The organism is Paenibacillus sp. FSL M7-0802 (assembly GCF_038004945.1).
GTDB classification, from domain to species: domain Bacteria; phylum Bacillota; class Bacilli; order Paenibacillales; family Paenibacillaceae; genus Paenibacillus; species Paenibacillus polymyxa_B.
The window spans coordinates 1,425,501-1,444,664 of the sequence record NZ_JBBOSD010000001.1 but is presented as its reverse complement, the minus strand read 5'-3'; the positions used below and the strand labels follow the sequence as shown (position 1 = coordinate 1,444,664).

Sequence of the window (19,164 nt, the reverse complement as noted above, 5' to 3'; positions counted from 1 at the left end):
GTGTGGGCTTAGCATGCAAAACTACATTGTTGTCAAAGGTGCAAGACAGCACAACCTGAAAAATATCTCCTTGCGGATTCCGCGAGATCAACTGGTTGTTTTCACGGGAGTTAGCGGCTCGGGTAAATCATCGCTTGTCTTCAATACACTATATGCGGAAGGGCGACGACGCTTAATGGAGTCGCTGTCCGCATATGAACGAATGGGTTTGCGAAAAACGGAAGAGGCGGATGTGGACTTGATCGAAGGGTTGTCTCCGGCAATTGCGATGGAGCAAAAGACGGTCTCGCGCAACCCGAGGTCAACCGTGGGTACATTGACCGAAATCTCCTCTTTTGTCCGGTTGTTGTTTTCACGAACAAGTCGGGCGGTTTGTCCCTACTGTCAGGAAGCACTGCCTGTGCAGACAAGGAAAAAAATCACGGAGCAGGTACTCCAATGCTCACCTGATGCTTCAATAGAAATCTATGCGCCGATCCTTTCCATGCCACATGAAGGGCCTGTCGCGTTGCTGAAGGAAATACAAAAAAAAGGCTACACCCAATTAAGCTGGAATCAAAAAATGCTGGATATAGAGCAAGCAGAAGCTTTGTTTTCCGGTAGGTCTCCACAGGCCGTACGTCTAGGAAAAGGAGACAGTCAGCTGGAGGTACTGGTTGGCAGAATTACGATTTCAGCTTCCGTGGAGCAACGCAAAGATATTCAAGCTATGGTGGATAAAGCACTGGATTTAGGAGATGGCTGGATTCAAATTCGACCTGTGGTTGATAAACGATTCGTATGTAATCTGAATTTTGGCTGCTCCTGTTGTGGTATGGTGGCGAGTGAAATTTCGGCAGGGGCTTTCTCGTCGAATAGTCCTTTGGGTGCTTGTCCGACTTGTACAGGACTGGGCACTCATTATGAAGTAGATCTGGAACGTGTGATTCCTGATCGATCCAAAAGTCTAGCTGAAGGAGCGATTCAGCTACTTGGCTGGCAATGTGAGCAAGAGAAATTTCATAAAAATCGAAAAATTTTGGAGGGACTAGCGACCCGATATCATTTTGAACTGAGCACGGCGGTAAAGGATCTGCCAGATGAGGCGTTATACGCTGTGCTATACGGTACTCAAGGGGAAAAGATTGCAATTGAGAATCCTGCTACAGGTGGCAAGCTGATGCACGAAAGATTTGCAGGTATTGTGAATCTTATTTATGAGCGCTTTAACGCTAATGCCAAGGATGAAATGAGCGCCATGAAAGCGGAAGACAAGGAAGTGATGCGGGAACAAGTATGTCCGAGCTGCGGAGGAGCACGTTTGAAGGCAGAACGACTGCTATATCGTGTGGGGGACAAAACGATCCGCGATTTTTCGAACATGCCGTTGGTTGAGCTGTATGCAGGCTGTGATGAACTACTGCGAATGGCACCTCAAGTTTTCGAGAGTCTTGCGGCTGTGGCCCAGCCCATTTTACAGGAAATCAAGACTCGTTTGACGCTGCTGCTGGATATGGGACTGGACTATTTAAATTTGAACCGTCCGGTGACCCTGCTCTCGGGTGGTGAATCACAGCGCGTACGCTTGACGACCCAACTAAGCTCAGGACTGATGGGCATGATCTACATTTTGGATGAACCCAGTGTCGGATTACACCCGAAAGATACCGGGAAAATGATAGCTATGCTTCACAGACTACGGGATTTGGGAAATACCATCTTGGTCGTCGAACATGATGAAGAGATTATGGCCCAAGCGGATTATCTTGTAGATATTGGGCCTGGCGCAGGATTGCTCGGTGGTGAAATTGTAGCACAGGGTACGGTGGAAGAAGTCATGAGCAATTCGAAGTCTTTGACAGGACAATATTTGAGCGGCAAGCGAGGTATTCCTGTTCCCACCCAACGAAGAGAGGCGCGTGACGGGAAATATCTTGAGGTGCTGGGAGCCAGGGAGAACAATCTACAGAACCTGAATATACGAATTCCACTGGGTTGTTTAGTTTGTGTTACAGGGGTATCAGGATCAGGGAAAACCACGCTGGTTCATAACGTTATATATGGGAAATTACGTTCTCGCCTGGAGGGTAAATCTGCATATCTGAAGCACGATGTAGAGCTGAAAGGAGAAGCGTCGATTGATCAGGTGATCTGTATCGATCAGAAGCCAATTGGACGGACACCGCGATCCACTCCGGCTACCTATGTGGGGGTGTTTGACGCTATTCGAAAACTATTTGCCAGGACAGAAATAGCTAGACAGCTCCAACGAAAGAGTGCACATTTTAGCTTCAATTCACCGGGTGGACGCTGTGAAGTTTGTTCAGGACTCGGGGTGATCGTCACTGAAATGCAGTTTATGTCTGACGTTGAAATGGTTTGCGAAACGTGCCGGGGCAGACGCTACAGCGAGGATATACTGGCAATTACATATCACGAGAAGAATATCGCGGATGTATTGGAGATGAGCATTGAAGAAGCTGCTGTTTTCTTCGCTGACCAACCGGATATTTACGGCAAGTTGAAGCTCATGAACGAATTGGGTCTTGGTTATATGAAGCTGGGTCAGTCTGCCACGACATTATCTGGCGGGGAAGCCCAGCGTATTAAGCTGGTAGAGGAGCTAAGTCAGTTAAAAAAAGGGCGCAGCCTGTTGTACATTTTGGATGAACCGACCACAGGCTTGCATGCCGACGACATTCAGCGACTGCTAACTATCCTTCAACAGCTCGTGGATGAGGGCAACACCGTACTCATCATTGAACATAACCTGCATCTGATCAAAACAGCAGATTATGTGATAGACCTTGGCCCTGAAGGGGGCACCCGAGGTGGACAGCTAGTGGCAGCTGGAACGCCTGAGCAGGTTGCGACCTGTGAGCACTCCCATACCGGATCTTTTTTACGTAACTTAGGAATGGATTACGACGAGAACGAGGTGAGAGCATGAGCAACAGATTGGAACATTTACGCATTCTCCCGACAGGCCCCCTAAATTATTATCTGCAAAAGCGATACAACGATCTGCCATGGGTGCACAAGTTTGGCTTGGATCACATCAAGGTAAAGGGGGATTTTATACTCATTCATACATGGAAGCCTGGGTATGTGAAGCTAACACGGGAACAGGCAAATCTTCTCAAAGCAGCCATTGAAAAAGGCGAAAATCCTGAGGACAAGCTTCCTCGGCTGCCAGAAGCATGGCTACTGGACGGAGAAGATGAACCTGATGTGGAAGGACTCTTGGCTAAGGTCATCGTGCCCGAGTTATTCGAACTGCTTTCCCCGGAAAATCTTCAAGAAGACGTGACCAGTCCGCAATCTATCCGGTTAAGAGCTATTTTGGAGCGTGTCGCCGAGCATGTACCTGTTTTTCCAGCCATTCAGAATCCCTATGAGCTGCGTCGTTTTCTGGAGGTCGTGAAAGGCCAAAAGCCTAAAACAGTCGTTGAGATCGGGACAGCCAGCGGCGGTGTGTTTTATTGCCTGAGTCAACTGGCCGATCCAGACGCGTTGCTCGTCAGTATTGATTATCCGGGTGGACCGTATGGAGGGGGTCAGGATGACAGTGAGGTACAGCTCTACTCCAGCTTTGGCAGCACGGGACAGCAGTTTTCTTTTATTCGAGACCGTTCATTTCACTGCTCCACCAAACAGGACTTGAAAAAGGTTTTAGGAGACCGGCAGATTGACCTTCTATTTATCGATGGTGATCATTCCTACGGTGGTGTGAGTTCGGATTTTCGTATGTATCAAGAGCTGGTAGCACCGGGCGGCATGATTGCTTTTCATGATATCAGCATGCGGCCTGAAACGTGGGGAAGAGGTTATGATGTTGGCGTTTTCTGGGATGAAGTGAAACAAAGTTATCCCTCCTTTGAGGAATTTGTAGACCCAACGGGCTGTCGAGAGCCGTTTATTCGTCACCCGCAAGAGGGACTGTTCGCATATGGGATTGGCACCATCATTCAATTGTAAGGGGGAGACAACCATGAGCCACCGTCCATTGAACAAAACACGTGTGGAGGATGTCATTGGTTTGACTCCCATGCAGGAAGGAATGCTCTACCACTATTTACGGGACAAGGATACAGGAGCTTACTTTGAGCAATACAGCTATACGCTGCAGGGTCAGCTTGATCTATCTGTCTGCTGTGAGGCGTGGAAATGGACGATTCAACAGCATGAAGTGCTGAGAAGCGTATTCCGCTGGGAAAAGATCCAGAACCCGGTTCAGATTGTCCTGAAAGGACGCGTCCTGTCTTTCACTTTCCATGACCTCACAGAAATGGAAGAGGTGGAGCGAGAGACGGTACTACAGGAGCTGCGCGAGGCAGACCGTGCTGTAGGATTTGACCTGTCCGAGGGCCCCCTACTGCGGATTACGGTGTTTAGGCTGGCACATGATCGTCATATCATGATGGTCAGCAACCACCATATTGTGATGGATGGCTGGAGTAATGGCATTGTGCTGGGTGAGTTTATCCGGGCATATGATGCGCTGCGTGCAGGCCGGGAGCCAGAACGATTAGCCAAGCCGCGTTTTGGAGAGTACGTGAAATGGCTTGGTACGCAGGATAGAAGCGGAAGCAAGGCATTTTGGCAAGCTTACCTGACTGGATATGAGGTTCAGCCCCTGTGTTTACCCGATACAATTTCTAGCTCAGAAATAAGCGATACGGCTTGCGAATCGTATGTTTTGCAATCGGAGCTGGTGAGGGGGCTTGAAGCTGTTGCGAAGGAAGAATCCGTGACAGTAGGTACCCTTTTTACAGCGGCCTGGGGTATTCTGCTGCAAAAGGTCAGCAGACGTCAGGATGTGCTTTTCGGCACGACGGTATCTGGCCGCTCCAGCAGCCTGCCTGGAATTGAACGGGTAGTGGGGCTTTTGATGAACACGGTTCCTGTACGGTTACAGTCAGGCAATGGAGATACGCTGCAACAAGCCTTGCTCGATATTCAGCAAGCCAGCGTAGCGAGACAGCCCTACGAAACAACACCGCTTGTGGATATACAGTCTTACGGCAATTTCAGAAGCACAGAGCGTCTTTTTGATACGTTGCTTGTGATTGAAAATTATCCGCTGGAGATCAATCAACAGAGTGAATTGAACTTGGAATCCTTTTCTGGCCATAGCGTAACGGATTATTCACTTCTGGTGAGCATTCATCAAATGGAGCAAACAGCCATCCAAATCATGTATCAGCCCTCAAAATATGAGCCGTCCGCGATTGAACTGTTATGTGAACGTTATGTTGCTTTGCTCAGGCTGATCGTTACAGAAAGAGATTGTGCCATTCAGAATATTCACTCCTTGACGGAGATGGAAAAGAGACTGGAAGAGGTTTGGGCGATTGAATTTGACTATAGCCCGGATACTTTGAAAAGGAGTGTATGAAGATGAAGAAGCCAAAAGCTTGGGAACAAATGGATTCCTATCAATGGATGACCACGAAAGAAACCGCCCACTATTACCGACTCATCGCCAATCTAATGAAGGAGATTCACGCTAAAATTCCAGATGAACAGTATCATTTGGACAAAGTAGCTACAGAAACGGATATTCGTGAGGAAAACTTTCAGGGAAAAAACTATCAACGCGCAGTCATGTATTTAATGTCTAACGGATGTGAGTGGGCCCTGAAAAACGGAAATGGCTGCACCATGTGCGGTCATTTGGCCAAGCAAACACGTAAAGACGGCCCTCTCTCTGCCCATTATTATTTGGAGCAATTTAGTGAGGAATTTAAGCGGATTGATTTTAGCAAATATCCTTTACTCAATCTATATAATAACGGCTCCATTCTCAACGACAATGAAGTTCCGGCTGAAGCGCTGTGGGAAATCATACGCATGGTTGGAGAAAAGCCTGAGATCAAAATGCTGGTCATCGAAACCAGACCCGAATTTGTAACGAAAGAAAATATGGCGGAAATTAAGCGCCTTTTACCGGATAAGCATGTGGAAGTTGCCATGGGGCTCGAAATGATTGACGACTTTTTGCGGTATGTATGCATAAACAAAGGCTTTTCCTTAAAGCAATTTGATAAGGCCGCCCGCTTGGTGACCCAGGAGCTGAATTTACGCAGCTATGTGTTGCTGAAGCCGCCCTTTATTACGGAACAAGAGGCTATCGAACATGCCGTACAAACGATTGAGCATGCTTTTGAGCTCGGTACGACGACCGTTTCACTGGAAAGCTGTACCGTACAGGATTATACACTGGTGCAATATTTAAGTGACCAGGGCGCCTATAAACCGGCATGGCTCTGGAGCATCGTTGAGGTGGTAAAACGGACGGCGCATTTGGGCAAGATCATCGTCGGTTTGTTCCAATTCTATCCTTCTCCTGTCGGGGTGCCTTACAATTGTCCGCATTGCAGTGATCGAGTAATGGAGGCGTTGAAGGAGTATAATCACACTCTTGATCCGAGCGTTCTGGACCATCTGGATTGCAGCTGCAAGGCTGAATGGAAGAAGGAACTGAATCACGTGCATCCTCCTTTTGAGGAAAGACTGAGCATTTTGAATAGTGAATTAATTAAGTGATTCATTGAGATTATCAACTGGAAGATATGGTAGATTCGTCAGCTCATGAAGGCCTGGAACGGTTGACAGAGAGGGGAGTGTGTATGGACAAAAGTACACATTTGAAAGGCCGGATCATTGAAGAATATTGGATGGAAAAATGGTCTCAAGACCTGCCGAGGGAGTTACTGCCTGCAAGCAGAAGCAAGTCTAACCATCAGCTGGAGGCTCGCAAGGAAACGCTCGAAATGGTTATTCCCAGGGAAACGATTCGTCAATTGGATCAAATGTCGAAGGGCTCGGAATTGGGACGTTTTATTTTGTTCCTGACGGCGCTGTCAGGGCTGGTCTATCGCTATTCGCAGTCAGAGGATATTTGTATCGGCACGACGACGCTTATACAGTCCGAACCCAAGCGGGGAAATGTACTTTTTCTCAAGCCGCGGGTTCAGGGAAGCCGAACCTGGCGTGAGCTTAACGAAGACATGAAGGCCGAGTTTTCTCGAACGCTGAATCATCAGGATGTTTCTGTGCCCCTTCTCTATAACAAATGGACATCTCTTCACGGGAAAGAACTGCAAGAACTGTGGCAACTGGCATGTGTGGATGAGGGATTACAAACGGTGACTGAGGGCCTGGATCGGTTCGATCTGATGATCAGGCTTGTACCAAACGAAGAAGGTCGAATGCTGCAACTGGTTTATCGGCCTGAGGTGTATTCGTTGTCCCTAGTCCAATCCTTTGCTGCAAATTTGCTGTATGTTCTGGCTCAATGGCCTGAGAAATCGGCGGTCTCTCTGGAGGATGATGCGGCAAATATGCTGGCTCCACAGCAACGAGAGCTTCTGGTACATGGATTAAATCAGACGGCTGTAGAGCTGCCGGGTGTGACCTTGCTGCATCAATTGTTCGAAGAACAGGTGATGACAACGCCTGAACAAGCTGCTGTGGTCGAGGCAGGGTATCGCATTAGCTATAGAGAGCTAAATGCGAAGGCAAATCAGTTGGCCCGTACTTTACAACGTCACGGAGTGGGATCGGATGATATCGTGGGCATCATGGCTGAGCCGACGACGGAGGTCATCATTGCCATCTTAGCGGTATTAAAGGCTGGAGCGGCGTATTGTCCGATAGATCCGACGTTTCCAGTAGAGCGGGTACAGCAGCTTTTAACGGATAGTCGGATGGAGTTGTTGATCTCGCCTCCACAGCATGTGGATACCCATGCTTTTCAAGGAACAGTGCTCGATCTATCCAATCCTGCATTATATGCGGGGGAGCCGTCCAATCTACCGTTTGAGGGTAGACCTGATCATACAGCGTATGTCATATACACATCAGGCTCGACGGGAGCGCCTAAAGGGGTGGTGATAGAGCATCGTCATATTGTCAATCAATTGGCTGGACTGAAACGCAGCTATGACTTCCATGAACAGTTGAGACATGTTTTGATGGCTCCGTTCACATTCGATCCCTCTGTGCAGCAGATTTTTTTACCGTTAGCTACAGGCGGGACACTGTATCTGATTCCGAAAGAAGCCAAAACCGATCCAAGCGCCTTTTGGGGACTGGTACGGAAGGAACGGATTAACGTGTTGAATACCGTACCTTCACTGATGGAAGTGCTGTTGGAACAGGTGACAGATATCGAACATCACTTTGCTTTTATCATGGTGGCAGGTGAGGTTTGCAGCGGCGAGCTGGTACAGCAATTACGCGATAAGCTGAACATAGACAAGCTGCTCAACATTTACGGCCCGACGGAAGCGGCTATTAATACAACTCTGTATGAATGTCTGCCTGTAGAGCAGCGAGCAACATTACCCATAGGTAAGCCTCTGCTGAATTATCAGGTATACGTTCTGGATCCACAGCAACGCTTGCTGCCCTTCGGAGCTACTGGAGAGCTGTTCATCGCTGGCGCTGGACTGGCGCGCGGATACTTATACAATCCACGCTTGACGGCAGAACGCTTTGTGCCGAATCCGTTTGGGACCGAAACAGAACGGATGTATAAAACAGGCGATCTGGTGAGATGGCTGTCTGACGGCAATCTGGAGTTTGTCGGCAGGTCCGATGATCAGGTTAAGATCCGGGGGATGCGTGTGGAGCTGGGGGAGATTGAGTCTGTTCTCAGAAGTCATCCGTCCATCAAAGAAGCCGTGGTCATTCCGCATGGATCAGAGGAACGAACCGAGGATCTTGCTGCCTTTTATACCTTGAAAAAATCGGGAGCCAGGCAAGAATCTCCGGTCGGAACGAGCGATGTCCAGTCGTACTTGAAGCAGCATGTACCGGGCTATATGGTCCCGGCTCATATCGTCTGCTTGGAGTCCATGCCCGTCACAGTGAACGGCAAGGTGGATAAAAAAGCGTTGCCTCTGCACCAGATTGTAATTACCGAAACCCGTGCATATGTGGCACCACGTAATGAGCTGGAAGAACAGCTGGCGGAGATCTGGAAGAAGCTGCTGGTCGTACCTGTCGTTAGTGTGGAGGAAAGTTTTTTTGAAGCAGGTGGAAATTCGTTGTCTATCGTGCGACTGCAAAGCAGAATCCACCATCTGCTGAAAGTTCAGCTGACGATTCCGCAGCTCTTTACACATCATACGATCGCCATGCAGGCTAAAATCATTCAGTTCGGCGGTGTAGAGCAACCTACCGAAGCCCTTCGCAAAACGGAAACAAAACGACTACATACCCACAGACCTGAGCTTGGAAGCAAGGGGCGAAACGGTGATGTTGCTGTGATTGGCATGGCTTGCCGTTTCCCTATGGCGGACAATTGCGATGACTTCTGGGACAATCTGTGTCGCGAGGTGGATGCCGTCCGCAACATTCCGGCCCATCGGTTACAGGATATTGCTCAGAGTTCAGATGATGTAGTCGGGCAGTCAAGATCGTTGCCGCAAGGGGCATATCTGGATCGAATTGATGGCTTTGATGCATCGTTTTTTCAAATATCCCCTAATGAAGCACGGATGATGGACCCGCAGCAGCGTCTACTGTTGCAGGTTGTATGGGAAGCGATGGTGAATGCGGGATACTCGGAAAAAGAGGTGTATGGCTCGAAGACAGGAGTGTTCGTAGGGACAGGCACACCGCAATATGTGGACCTTATGCCACAGGTAGAGCCTTCCGCAATTCCGGGGAATTTGCAGGCTGTGATTGCCGGACGGATTGCTTATGCCTTCAATTGGACAGGCCCGGCGGAGGTTGTTGATACAGCCTGTTCCTCTTCACTCATCGCCGTGCATCATGCGGTACAGGAGATAACGTCCGGCGGTTGTGAAATGGCTGTAGCTGGTGGTGTCAATCTGTATCTGTCGATGGTGGATGAAAATCTCTTCAATATGGGAATCGCCTCACCTGATGGAAAGACGAAGGCGTACGACGCATCGGCAGATGGTACAGGCGGTGGCGAAGGGGTTGGCGCTGTTGTACTGAAGTCACTGGAGCAGGCGGTGGCTGATGGTGATTATATTTACGCAGTAATCAAAGGAAGCGCAGCTAACTCGGATGGTCGCTCCAACGGGATCACAGCTCCCAATGCGGCAGCGCAGGCTGAAGTGATTGAAGAGGCCTGGAAGCGTGCGGAGATTGATCCGCAGACGGTTTCTTATATCGAAACGCACGGAACAGGCACCAAGCTAGGTGATCCTATTGAAATGGAGGGCATTACACGGGCTTTTGGACGGTATACAGATCGTAAGCAGTTCTGTGCGGTAGGCTCCGTCAAAAGCAATATCGGGCATCTGGATTCAGCGGCAGGGATTGCCGGGTTTATAAAAGCAGTGCTGGCCATCACCAAGCGTGAGATTCCGGCATCCCTTCATTTTAAAGTGCCTAACCCACATATTGATTTTGCAAATTCTCCGGTTTATTTTGCTCGGTCACTTCAGGAATGGACGCCAGACTGCGGAATTCGTCGTGCGGGGGTAAGCTCCTTTGGCTTGAGCGGAACGAACTGCCATGTTGTGCTGGAGGAATATGCGATCCAAAGAGAAGTTCCTTCTCTGGGCGAGGAATATGTATTCACCTTGTCAGCTCGGACTGAACAAGCGCTCTACGCTTATGCCGACAGGTTTGCAGCTTATCTGGGAAATACCAACGAAGCTTTGGCAGACATTTGTTACTGTACCAATATCAGCCGTGGAAACGACACCTGCCGTTTGGCTACCGTCGTCAACTCGCAGGAAGAATTACGGCGTAAGCTCATGCTGTTCGTGGAGCAGAGCGATCATGATGCAGCTTCGGCATTACCGGATCGCGAACGAATATACGTAAATACGACAGCAAAAACAGGGAACAGCCCTGAGCCGTATAGGGTACAGCCTGCGGAATCGCTGGAGCATATGGCAAAGGCGTATATGCAAGGAAGGGAGCTGGAGTGGGAGGACTATTATCACGGACAAAACCGGGTGCGAGTCCCTCTTCCAGGCTACCCGTTTGAAGAGAAGCGCTACTGGGTTGAACCCAAAGTTCAGCAACCACCGCATGTACGAAACAGTGCGGAATTGACCCCTGACACGCAGGAGGAAGCTCCTGACTTCTGGCAGGCTACCGAGGCGGTTTTCCAATTTGGTGAACGGTTATTGGAAGAGAGCGGCTTTGCGGTAGTACAGGGCTATAAAAAGGCGGTTGATGAATTTGCGGCCCAGCTTATTATCGGATTATTCAGACAATGGGGGACGCTCACGGAACCCGGAAAAGTATATAAAGAGTCAGAAATGTTGCATACGATAGGGATTACTTCCACATATCAGCGTCTATTTCGGTTCATGCTGCGTTTCGTAGAAGAACAGGGCTACATCTGCATTGACGGTGATAATATCACGCTAACCCTTGAAGGGTTAGCTCCCGATCTGTCGGCCTTATGTAACCAATACGTGGAACAATATCCGGCATTTACGGGAACATTCAAGGTGTTGAAGTATTGTCTGGACGCCTATCCGGCTGTGCTGACCGGGAAAAGGTCACCCCTGAGTGTGCTGTTTCCCGATGGTACATCGCAATTCCTGGCGGGCTTTGCCAATCAGGGACGTACGCTGGGCGATCTGTGTGAGACGATGGCGCTGGACGCATTAAAGCAGCATATTTTAGCGCAAGCGGGAAAACGGCTCCGCATTCTGGAAGTCGGGGCTGGCTCGGGAACGGTGGGCAAGGTTCTTTTCCCAGCCATAGCAAATCGTCAAGTCGAGTATTGCTACACCGATTTGGGCCGGGGCATCATTTTGGAAGCGCAAAAGCAGTTTGCAGCCTACCCGTTTGTTCGATATCAGACTTTTAATATTGAAGAAGATCCTTTGGCACAAGGCTTTGCGCCAGAACAGTTTGATATCATTATTGGCCTGAATGTAGTTCATGCCACGAGCCATTTGCGAACGTCCTTGTCCCAGTTGAAAAAGGTGCTTGCTCCCGGTGGAGCCCTGTTTATGATCGAAAAAGTGCAGAACGAGCCTGCGGAAAATCTCGTCTGGGGCATGACGGAGGGATGGTGGCTGTTCGAGGATCAGGACATACGGAAGGATTCTCCGCTGGTTCCGACGGAAACATGGGGGCAGTTGTTGAAGGAGGAGCGATTCACGGAGGTACGAACCTTTCCTATGCATTTGCCAAACCGTGCCGAGGCTGAAACCGCGCTGATTATCGGTCGAATGAGCGAGCAAGAACAAGTGAGCAGGGTTGAAGATTTAATGTACCGTGTTCGGTGGATTAAAAAAGAACTGAAGAAGACAAGAGAAGGCGTGCTAGCTCAAGGAAACTGGTTAATCTTCCAAGACAAGCTGGGGATTGGTGAGGAACTGGTGCAACGCTTGACGCGCTCCGGTCATCATGTGGTGACTGTAGAGGCTGGGCAAAGGTTTGAAAAACGGAACGATCATCAGTACACCATCCAGCCGGGTGTAGAAGCAGATTATATTCAACTCATGAATGAACTGGGACAACGTAATCAGCGCTTGAACGGTATCGTTCATCTCTGGACCTGCACAGCCACCCCGTCAACCCAAGTGAACATTGAAACAGTGGATGCAGGTTTGGAGTCAGGTGTCTATAGTCTTTATTTTCTGACTAAAGCATTACTTCATCAGGGTCTGCATGAAACGCTGGACTTGCGGGTGGTTTCGAACTTTACCCAGCGGATATCGGACGAGCAACAAGTATCACCTGAAAAAGCGGCGATTCACGGTTTGGTCAAAGTTATTTCTCAGGAGCATCCACAATTGCAATGCTTCGGACTGGATGTCGAAACGCTCCACCACACCAACGAGCAAGTGGCGGATCTGATCATGACCGAGCTGCAAGAAAACAAAACGGATTCATTCGTTGTCATCCGTCAGGAGCGTTACATCCAAGGTATGTCTCGTCTCGAATCGGATACGGTAAGCACTCCAGATAATCGGAATCATCCGGGTATTCCACCCCGGCGTTCCATCACCGTTCGTCCGGGTGCCGTATATATCGTGACTGGAGGCGCAGGGGGATTAGGACTGGAGGTTAGCCGGTATTTATCCGAGCAAGCTCCGATCCATCTAGTCATCCTGAACCGAACGGAGCTGCCGGAAAAATCGCAATGGTCACACATCATAAATGATCCGGTGCAAAGGAAGGCTGATACCGTAATTTACCGTAAGCTTTCGGCCTTTGCAGACATGGAAAAACACGGCTCAAAGGTGCATTATTACGCGGGAGATGTGGCTGATTATAGGCAGATGCAACACATTTTTGACGATGTACAAGCTCGTTATGGCCCCGTTAAGGGAGTTGTTCATTGTGCGGCAGCTAGCGGCGACACCAGTCGTCCGCTGGAGATTCAGAATTTGGTTGATTTTCGCAAGGTGCTTCGCCCCAAAATTCACGGAACGCTGGTATTGGATAAGCTTCTGGCGGAGCAAGAGACAGATTTCTTTGTTCTGTACTCCTCGGTAGCCTCGCTATGGGGCGGAGCTGGCGGTGGAGATTATGCGGCTGCCAATGTGTTTATGGATGCCTTCAGCGCACAGCGTAACATGCAGGGGCAAACGACGCTTGCGATCAACTGGTATGCGTGGGAGGGACTCACTGGACCAGGGTGCATGGACTATATGCCTGTATCAGATGCGCTGGCTGCTTTCCGCATGAGCTTGTCTTATCCGCTGGATCAGGTGGCCATCGGCAAGTTTGATACACAGAAGCTCCGTGAATGGGCGCCGATGATGAAAATTCAGCTTGCGCCGGATATGTTGACGAGTCGACGCCGAGCTGTAGCTAAATCCACCAAGGAAGCAGGAGCACTGTCATCTGTAGAGCCTAACCGTTCGGTGACAGATGTGAAGGTCAGTCTGAAAGGGAAAACAACAGAGCCTTACACAGAACTGGAACAGCAGATCGCTCAAATATGGGCAGAGGTGCTGGGATACGAGGAAATTGATGTAGGTCAACATTTTTTTGAAATCGGCGGGGATTCCTTGCTTATTTTGAAAGTGCTGAGTCTTCTGAATGAACGGGTTGATCCCGAAGTGGAGGCCGGGGATTTGTTCTCGTACGGTACAGTTGCGCAGCTGGCGCAGTTTATGGAAAACAGGCATGCTGCCAGCACAAGAGAAGTGACGGACGTAGCACCGCACTTACAGGTCGAAGTTTCCGGCGCGGACGAAGCGGACGAGGATTTACGAAGCCTGATCAAGCGTGTAAAGGAGGACGCTATTTCAGTGGATGAAGCTATGAAAGGATATGAAAGCATATGAGGGATACGTTTGTTGAAGCCATTTTGCAGCTTGTAGCCAAACAGGAATTATCCGAAGAGCATGCGTATTCTCTGATCAAGCAATATCAGGTTCGGCTCAAAACTGCTTCATCGTCCGCAGCCCACGATGGAATAAACCGCAACAGGGATATAGCCATTATCGGCGTAGCCGGACGGTTCCCGCAAGCAGATAACAAGGAACAATATTGGAGTAATCTGGTCAACGGTTTGAATGGGATACGAACGTTTCCAAGCTCACGTTTGGAGCAGATTCGTCCCTTTTTGGATGAACAGAATCAAGGGCCATATATGCCGGCAGGCTATTTGGAGGAAGCTGATACGTTTGACGCGGCATTTTTTAATATTCTTCCGGGTGAAGCCAAATATATGGACCCGCAGCAGCGTATGTTCATGGAAACCGGTTATGAGGCCATTGAGGACGCAGGATATGGTGGTGAACGCATTCGTGGCTCACGAGTGGGGGTATATGTCGGCTATAGTGAAGCGCGATACAAGGAGCTGATCGAAAGCGAGTCGTCCACCGCCTTTGTCGGGAATTTCCCGCCAGTTATCGCAAGCCGTCTCGCTTATGCGCTGAATCTGTCCGGTCCTGCATTGAGTGTAGCCACCGCCTGCTCGTCTTCCCTGGTTGCCTTGCATCTTGCATGTGAGGGATTACGCGCTGGAGATTGCAGCATGGCTTTGGTGGGTGGGGTAGCCATTGGTGCGTTACCCACCAGGATGGAGCCGGGCGGGCTGGGGATTACTTCTCCGCAAGGACAATCACGCAGCTTCGACGCGGATGCCGACGGTACGGGATGGGGCGAAGGTTGTGGTGTTGTTCTGATCAAGCCACTGGAGCAAGCCGAGAGGGATCACGATTATATTTACTCCGTGATTAAAGCAAGTGCCATCAATCAGGATGGTGCCTCCAACGGATTGGCCTCCCCGAATGCCCGAGCTCAGGAAGAAGTGATTGTAGAGGCGTGGAAGCGTGCGGGCATTGACCCTTCCACGATCTCTTACATCGAGGCCCATGGAACGGGGACCAAAATTGGAGATCCGATTGAAATTAAGGGGATTACGAATGCCTTTCGCAGGTATACGCAAAACAGACAATTTTGCGGTATCGGCTCGGTCAAAAGCAATATCGGTCATCTTGATTCCGCTTCAGGCATGGCAGGATTAATCAAAATGATCATGGCTTTACAGCATAAGCAGCTTCCGCCCACCCTGCATTTTGCTTATCCGAATCCGTTGATGAACCTGCATAGCTCTCCGGTCTATATCCATACGAAGCTAACCGAATGGCGAAGTGAGGACGGAATACCACTGAGGGCGGGTATCAGTTCATGGGGGTTAAGCGGTACAAATTGTCATGTGGTGCTGGAGGATTATCAGGGAAGCAGGCCCTCCCTTTCTTCGTCCTCCGATCTACCCTGCGGTGGGGAGCGTGTATTTACCCTTTCGGCATACAGTGAGAATTCACTGCGAAGATTGGCTGCCCGATATATTGATTTTTTGGAGAATGACGATATTCCGCCTTTGGAAAATATCTGTTACGTCCTGAATACGGGCAGAGAGCATCATGCTTATCGGCTGGCGATTCCGGTCACGGATCGACGCAGCCTTTGGACAAAGCTCAAACAGGCTTATGATGCTTTGGTTCGTCAGGATGGAACAGGGCTGGAGCAGCAGGGGATTTTCTGTTCCATGTGCAGCGAGTCCCTGGTAGAAATGGCGCTGGATACAGATGATGCCCCGATGATTGCCCGGCGATATGTTGCCGGGGAGAACAGGCGCTGGGCGGAGGATTATCCGGCAGGTGGGTGTGTCAAAGTACCCTTGCCTGCATACGCTTGGGAGAAGCAACGATATTGGGTGGAGCCGCCGATCCAACGTAGAAGCAGCAAACGCGATGAACAGGTGTCAGCTTATAGCGAAGCACGCGTTTCCTTTGGTGACGGATATGTTCCGACGGAAACAGAAGACAGGCTGGCACGTATCTGGGGCCGAATTTTAGGGATTGACGAACTGTCTGTGGATGCGGATTTCTTCGAACTAGGCGGGGATTCTCTGCTGGCAACAGATCTGATTACTGCCATAAGCCAGGTATTCCATACGCGAATTACATTGGTTGATTTGTTTGGACATCCCTGCATTCGTGAGCTGGCCCAGCTTATTTCAGACGAAAAAAAATCGGATTACCAGTCCATTGAACCTGTGTCTCCACAAGCATTTTATCCCGTATCCAATGCGCAGCGCCGTCAGTTTATTTTGAAGCAGCTGGCAGAAGGCAATTTGAGTTACAACATGCCCGGAGCGGCTACGATCACGGGACGCTTGGATGTGGAACGCTTTAAAGGTGCTTTTGCTGCGATCATTCGTCGCCATGAATCCTTTCGGACGGTGTTTGATGTTGCGGAGGATGAAATTGTGCAAAGTGTTCTTCCGCAGGCTGAGCTTGCTATATCACTGGGAGTGGCTCCAAAGGGAGCAGATGTGCAAAAGCTGATGGAGGAATTTGTCCAGCCGTTTTCCCTGGGAGAGGCTCCTTTACTTCGGGTACGCTTGCTGCGACTAACGGAGGAATGTGATGAAGAGGACAAGCATTTGCTGATGTTTGATATGCATCATATTGTTTCGGATGGCGTTTCCATGGAGATCCTCATTCGGGAATTTACCAGTCTTTATGCCGGACAGGACCTGCCGCCGCTGCGTATCCAATATAAGGACTATGCGGTATGGCAAAATGCTTTTCTGCAAAGTGAGCAGATGCTGCAGCAGGAGCAATTTTGGCTGAGGACGTTAACGGAAGGACTGGAGTCAGGATTGCCTGTTCTGAAAATGCCCAGTGACTATCCCCGACCGCCTGTGATGACTTTTGAAGGGGGGGTGTACTCGTTCACGATTGACAAAGTGGTCGCTGAACGCTTGCGAGCGATGGGACAGGAGCATGGCGCTACGCTGTATATGACGCTTCTTGCTGTATACAATGTGCTGCTTTATCAATACACAGGGCAGGAGGATGTCATTGTAGGCTCTCTCATTGCCGGCAGACGTTATGCGGGTGTAGAGCATACGATAGGACTCTTTACCAACTACTTACCTATTCGTAATACTCCAGCGGGTGAGCGGCGCTTTACGGACTTCTTAAAGGAGGTGGCTCATCGCACCATAGCCGCGTATGATCATCAGGATTATCCATTTGAAAAGATTGTGGAGCATCTGGATCAGAAGCGCGATCTTTCACGCAACCCTATTTTTGACACCATGCTTATTTTACATAATCAGGGGATGCAGAAAACCCAATTTACGATGGGAGATTTAACGCTAAACATGGTGGACTGGGCCAAGCACAGTTCAACCATGGATTTAAAGCTCGACATTTTTCAGGGAATGCAAGGGGAACTGAAATGTACCTTTGAGTATTACTCCCGTTTGTTTCACGAACAGACGATCACTGCGCTGGCAGGACATTTGCTCAGCCTGATCGACCAGATTGTGGACCAGCCTGAGCAAGCTTTAGCGGAGTACCGGATTTTTTCACCTGAGGAAGCGGAGAAGATGAAACAGAAACGGCAGGGAAAGGACTCTACTTTTGCGCTTCCTGCGATTTGCCCGGCACCGGAGGCTGAGCAGCACCCTTTGTCTTTTTATCAAAAGCAGATATGGCGACATCGAGGATCAACTAATAATGTGATCGTTCATGCAACGTGGAAAGGCAAGGTGGATCAAACGTTATTTGCCAGAGTGCTGGAAGAACTGCAAGCCGAACACAGCACGCTCAGAACAACCTTCAGGGAAGAGACAGCTGGGCCGACTCAGCAGGTGCAGGCGTATCTTCCGTTGGATTACAAATTCACAGATGTAATAGAGGGGGATGCAGCTTCTTGGGCGGAACACCGTGTGGCTGTGGAGTATCAAAACCCGTTCGAGTTACGACAAGGTCCGCTGTACCGGATACGCTTGGGTTGTGACAGCAACGAACGATGCCAATTGATCGTCGCTGTTCATCCATTACTAACGGAGTGCCTCGATCTGAAAGGTTGGCTGGAACAACTGTTTATTCGCTATTCCGCTGCTGTTACGGATTCGGCAGTGGATACAGACCACATATTTCAGTCCATCTCGCAGATTGATTTTACTTATTGGCAACAACGGTTGCTGCAGGAAGGATATTTGGAGCCTCAAAAGGCGTATTGGACTGAGGCACTGCAAAAGCCGCTTCCTCCGATCGGATTGCCGTTCAAACGCGGGGAAGAAGCTTTTGTAACACCCGAGTGGACTTCTATTGAAGTGCCTCTCGCCACAGAGGAGACTGAAGCTCTAAAAGCTTTTGCCTCCAGTCATGAAGGTTCTGTTACGGACGTTCTATTCGCCTGTTATTTCCTGCTGCTGCGGCAATTAACGCATGCGGAGGAGCTTTTGATCTATGTCATGCATCCCGAAGGACATCCAGTTCAGGGCAGCGGAGTACCTTTATGTATCCAGCATCCTGTGCCAGTCAGAGTTTCGATGGAGGGGCTTTCGTCGTTTAATCCTTTGCTAGAAAAAGTGAAGGACAAACATCAAGCTGCGCTTCAAGCTGTTTTATATCCGTTTCATTTGCTGCTGGACCCTAATGAGTTGAAGAGCGGGAGGGAGGGTTCATCACGTTATAACGTCGTCTTTTGCACAGAGGATGGAACGAGATCTTTACCCGAGGGAGGGGAAGTGGGATTGCGTGTATACCCCTCAGAGCCAGCAGCACTGCAACTGTCAGTCGTGAAATCAACAACCGGACTGACCTGTTCCCTGAGGTGGAATACCGCTTTGCTGGAATCTTCCTATGTCCACTCTATGCTGGAAAGGTATCACAAAATAATCAAGACCATTGCTAGTAGTGTGTCCAATCTGTCTAAGGTATCCCATTAACGTGCGGTTCATTC

At 49.5% G+C, this 19,164-nt stretch carries 6 protein-coding genes; all 6 read left to right on the top strand.

Features of this window, described 5'->3' with window-relative positions:
* The first annotated feature begins 13 nt into the window (after nucleotides 1–13).
* The 6 genes from uvrA (at nucleotide 14) to MHB54_RS06975 (ending at nucleotide 19,150) form a co-directional block, all read left to right on the top strand.
* The gene (gene uvrA, locus MHB54_RS07000) at nucleotides 14–2,929 is read left to right on the top strand and encodes an excinuclease ABC subunit UvrA (RefSeq protein ID WP_023987391.1); all 2,916 of its coding nucleotides are present in this window, start codon (nucleotides 14–16) and stop codon (nucleotides 2,927–2,929) included.
* A complete protein-coding gene (locus tag MHB54_RS06995; protein ID WP_160789180.1) occupies nucleotides 2,926–3,957 on the top strand; it encodes a class I SAM-dependent methyltransferase in 1,032 nt (343 codons plus the stop codon). Before uvrA ends, MHB54_RS06995 begins: the two co-directional genes overlap by 4 nt.
* A gap of 13 nt (nucleotides 3,958–3,970) precedes the next feature.
* Entirely contained in the window at nucleotides 3,971–5,377 is a 1,407-nt protein-coding gene (locus MHB54_RS06990) for a condensation domain-containing protein (RefSeq protein WP_264454072.1), read from the top strand.
* 2 nt (nucleotides 5,378–5,379) lie between these two features.
* Nucleotides 5,380–6,528: an archaeosine biosynthesis radical SAM protein RaSEA gene (locus tag MHB54_RS06985; RefSeq protein WP_028543130.1), complete on the top strand. Its 1,149-nt coding sequence runs from the start codon at nucleotides 5,380–5,382 to the stop codon at nucleotides 6,526–6,528.
* An 83-nt stretch (nucleotides 6,529–6,611) separates the two neighbouring features.
* Entirely contained in the window at nucleotides 6,612–14,234 is a 7,623-nt protein-coding gene (locus MHB54_RS06980) for an amino acid adenylation domain-containing protein (protein ID WP_264454071.1), read from the top strand.
* Nucleotides 14,231–19,150 carry a condensation domain-containing protein gene (locus MHB54_RS06975; protein ID WP_264454070.1) on the top strand — a complete coding sequence of 1,640 codons (4,920 nt, stop codon included), beginning with the start codon at nucleotides 14,231–14,233 and terminating at the stop codon, nucleotides 19,148–19,150. Before MHB54_RS06980 ends, MHB54_RS06975 begins: the two co-directional genes overlap by 4 nt.
* Nucleotides 19,151–19,164: the final 14 nt, after the last annotated feature.

What these genes read in the sequence shown, in the direction of transcription:
- MHB54_RS06975 (WP_264454070.1), top strand. Translation starts at nt 14,231, where the DNA reads ATGAGGGATACGTTTGTTGAAGCCATTTTGCAGCTTGTAGCCAAACAG.
- MHB54_RS06985 (WP_028543130.1), top strand. Translation starts at nt 5,380, where the DNA reads ATGAAGAAGCCAAAAGCTTGGGAACAAATGGATTCCTATCAATGGATG.
- uvrA (WP_023987391.1), top strand. Translation starts at nt 14, where the DNA reads ATGCAAAACTACATTGTTGTCAAAGGTGCAAGACAGCACAACCTGAAA.
- MHB54_RS06995 (WP_160789180.1), top strand. Translation starts at nt 2,926, where the DNA reads ATGAGCAACAGATTGGAACATTTACGCATTCTCCCGACAGGCCCCCTA.
- MHB54_RS06980 (WP_264454071.1), top strand. Translation starts at nt 6,612, where the DNA reads ATGGACAAAAGTACACATTTGAAAGGCCGGATCATTGAAGAATATTGG.
- MHB54_RS06990 (WP_264454072.1), top strand. Translation starts at nt 3,971, where the DNA reads ATGAGCCACCGTCCATTGAACAAAACACGTGTGGAGGATGTCATTGGT.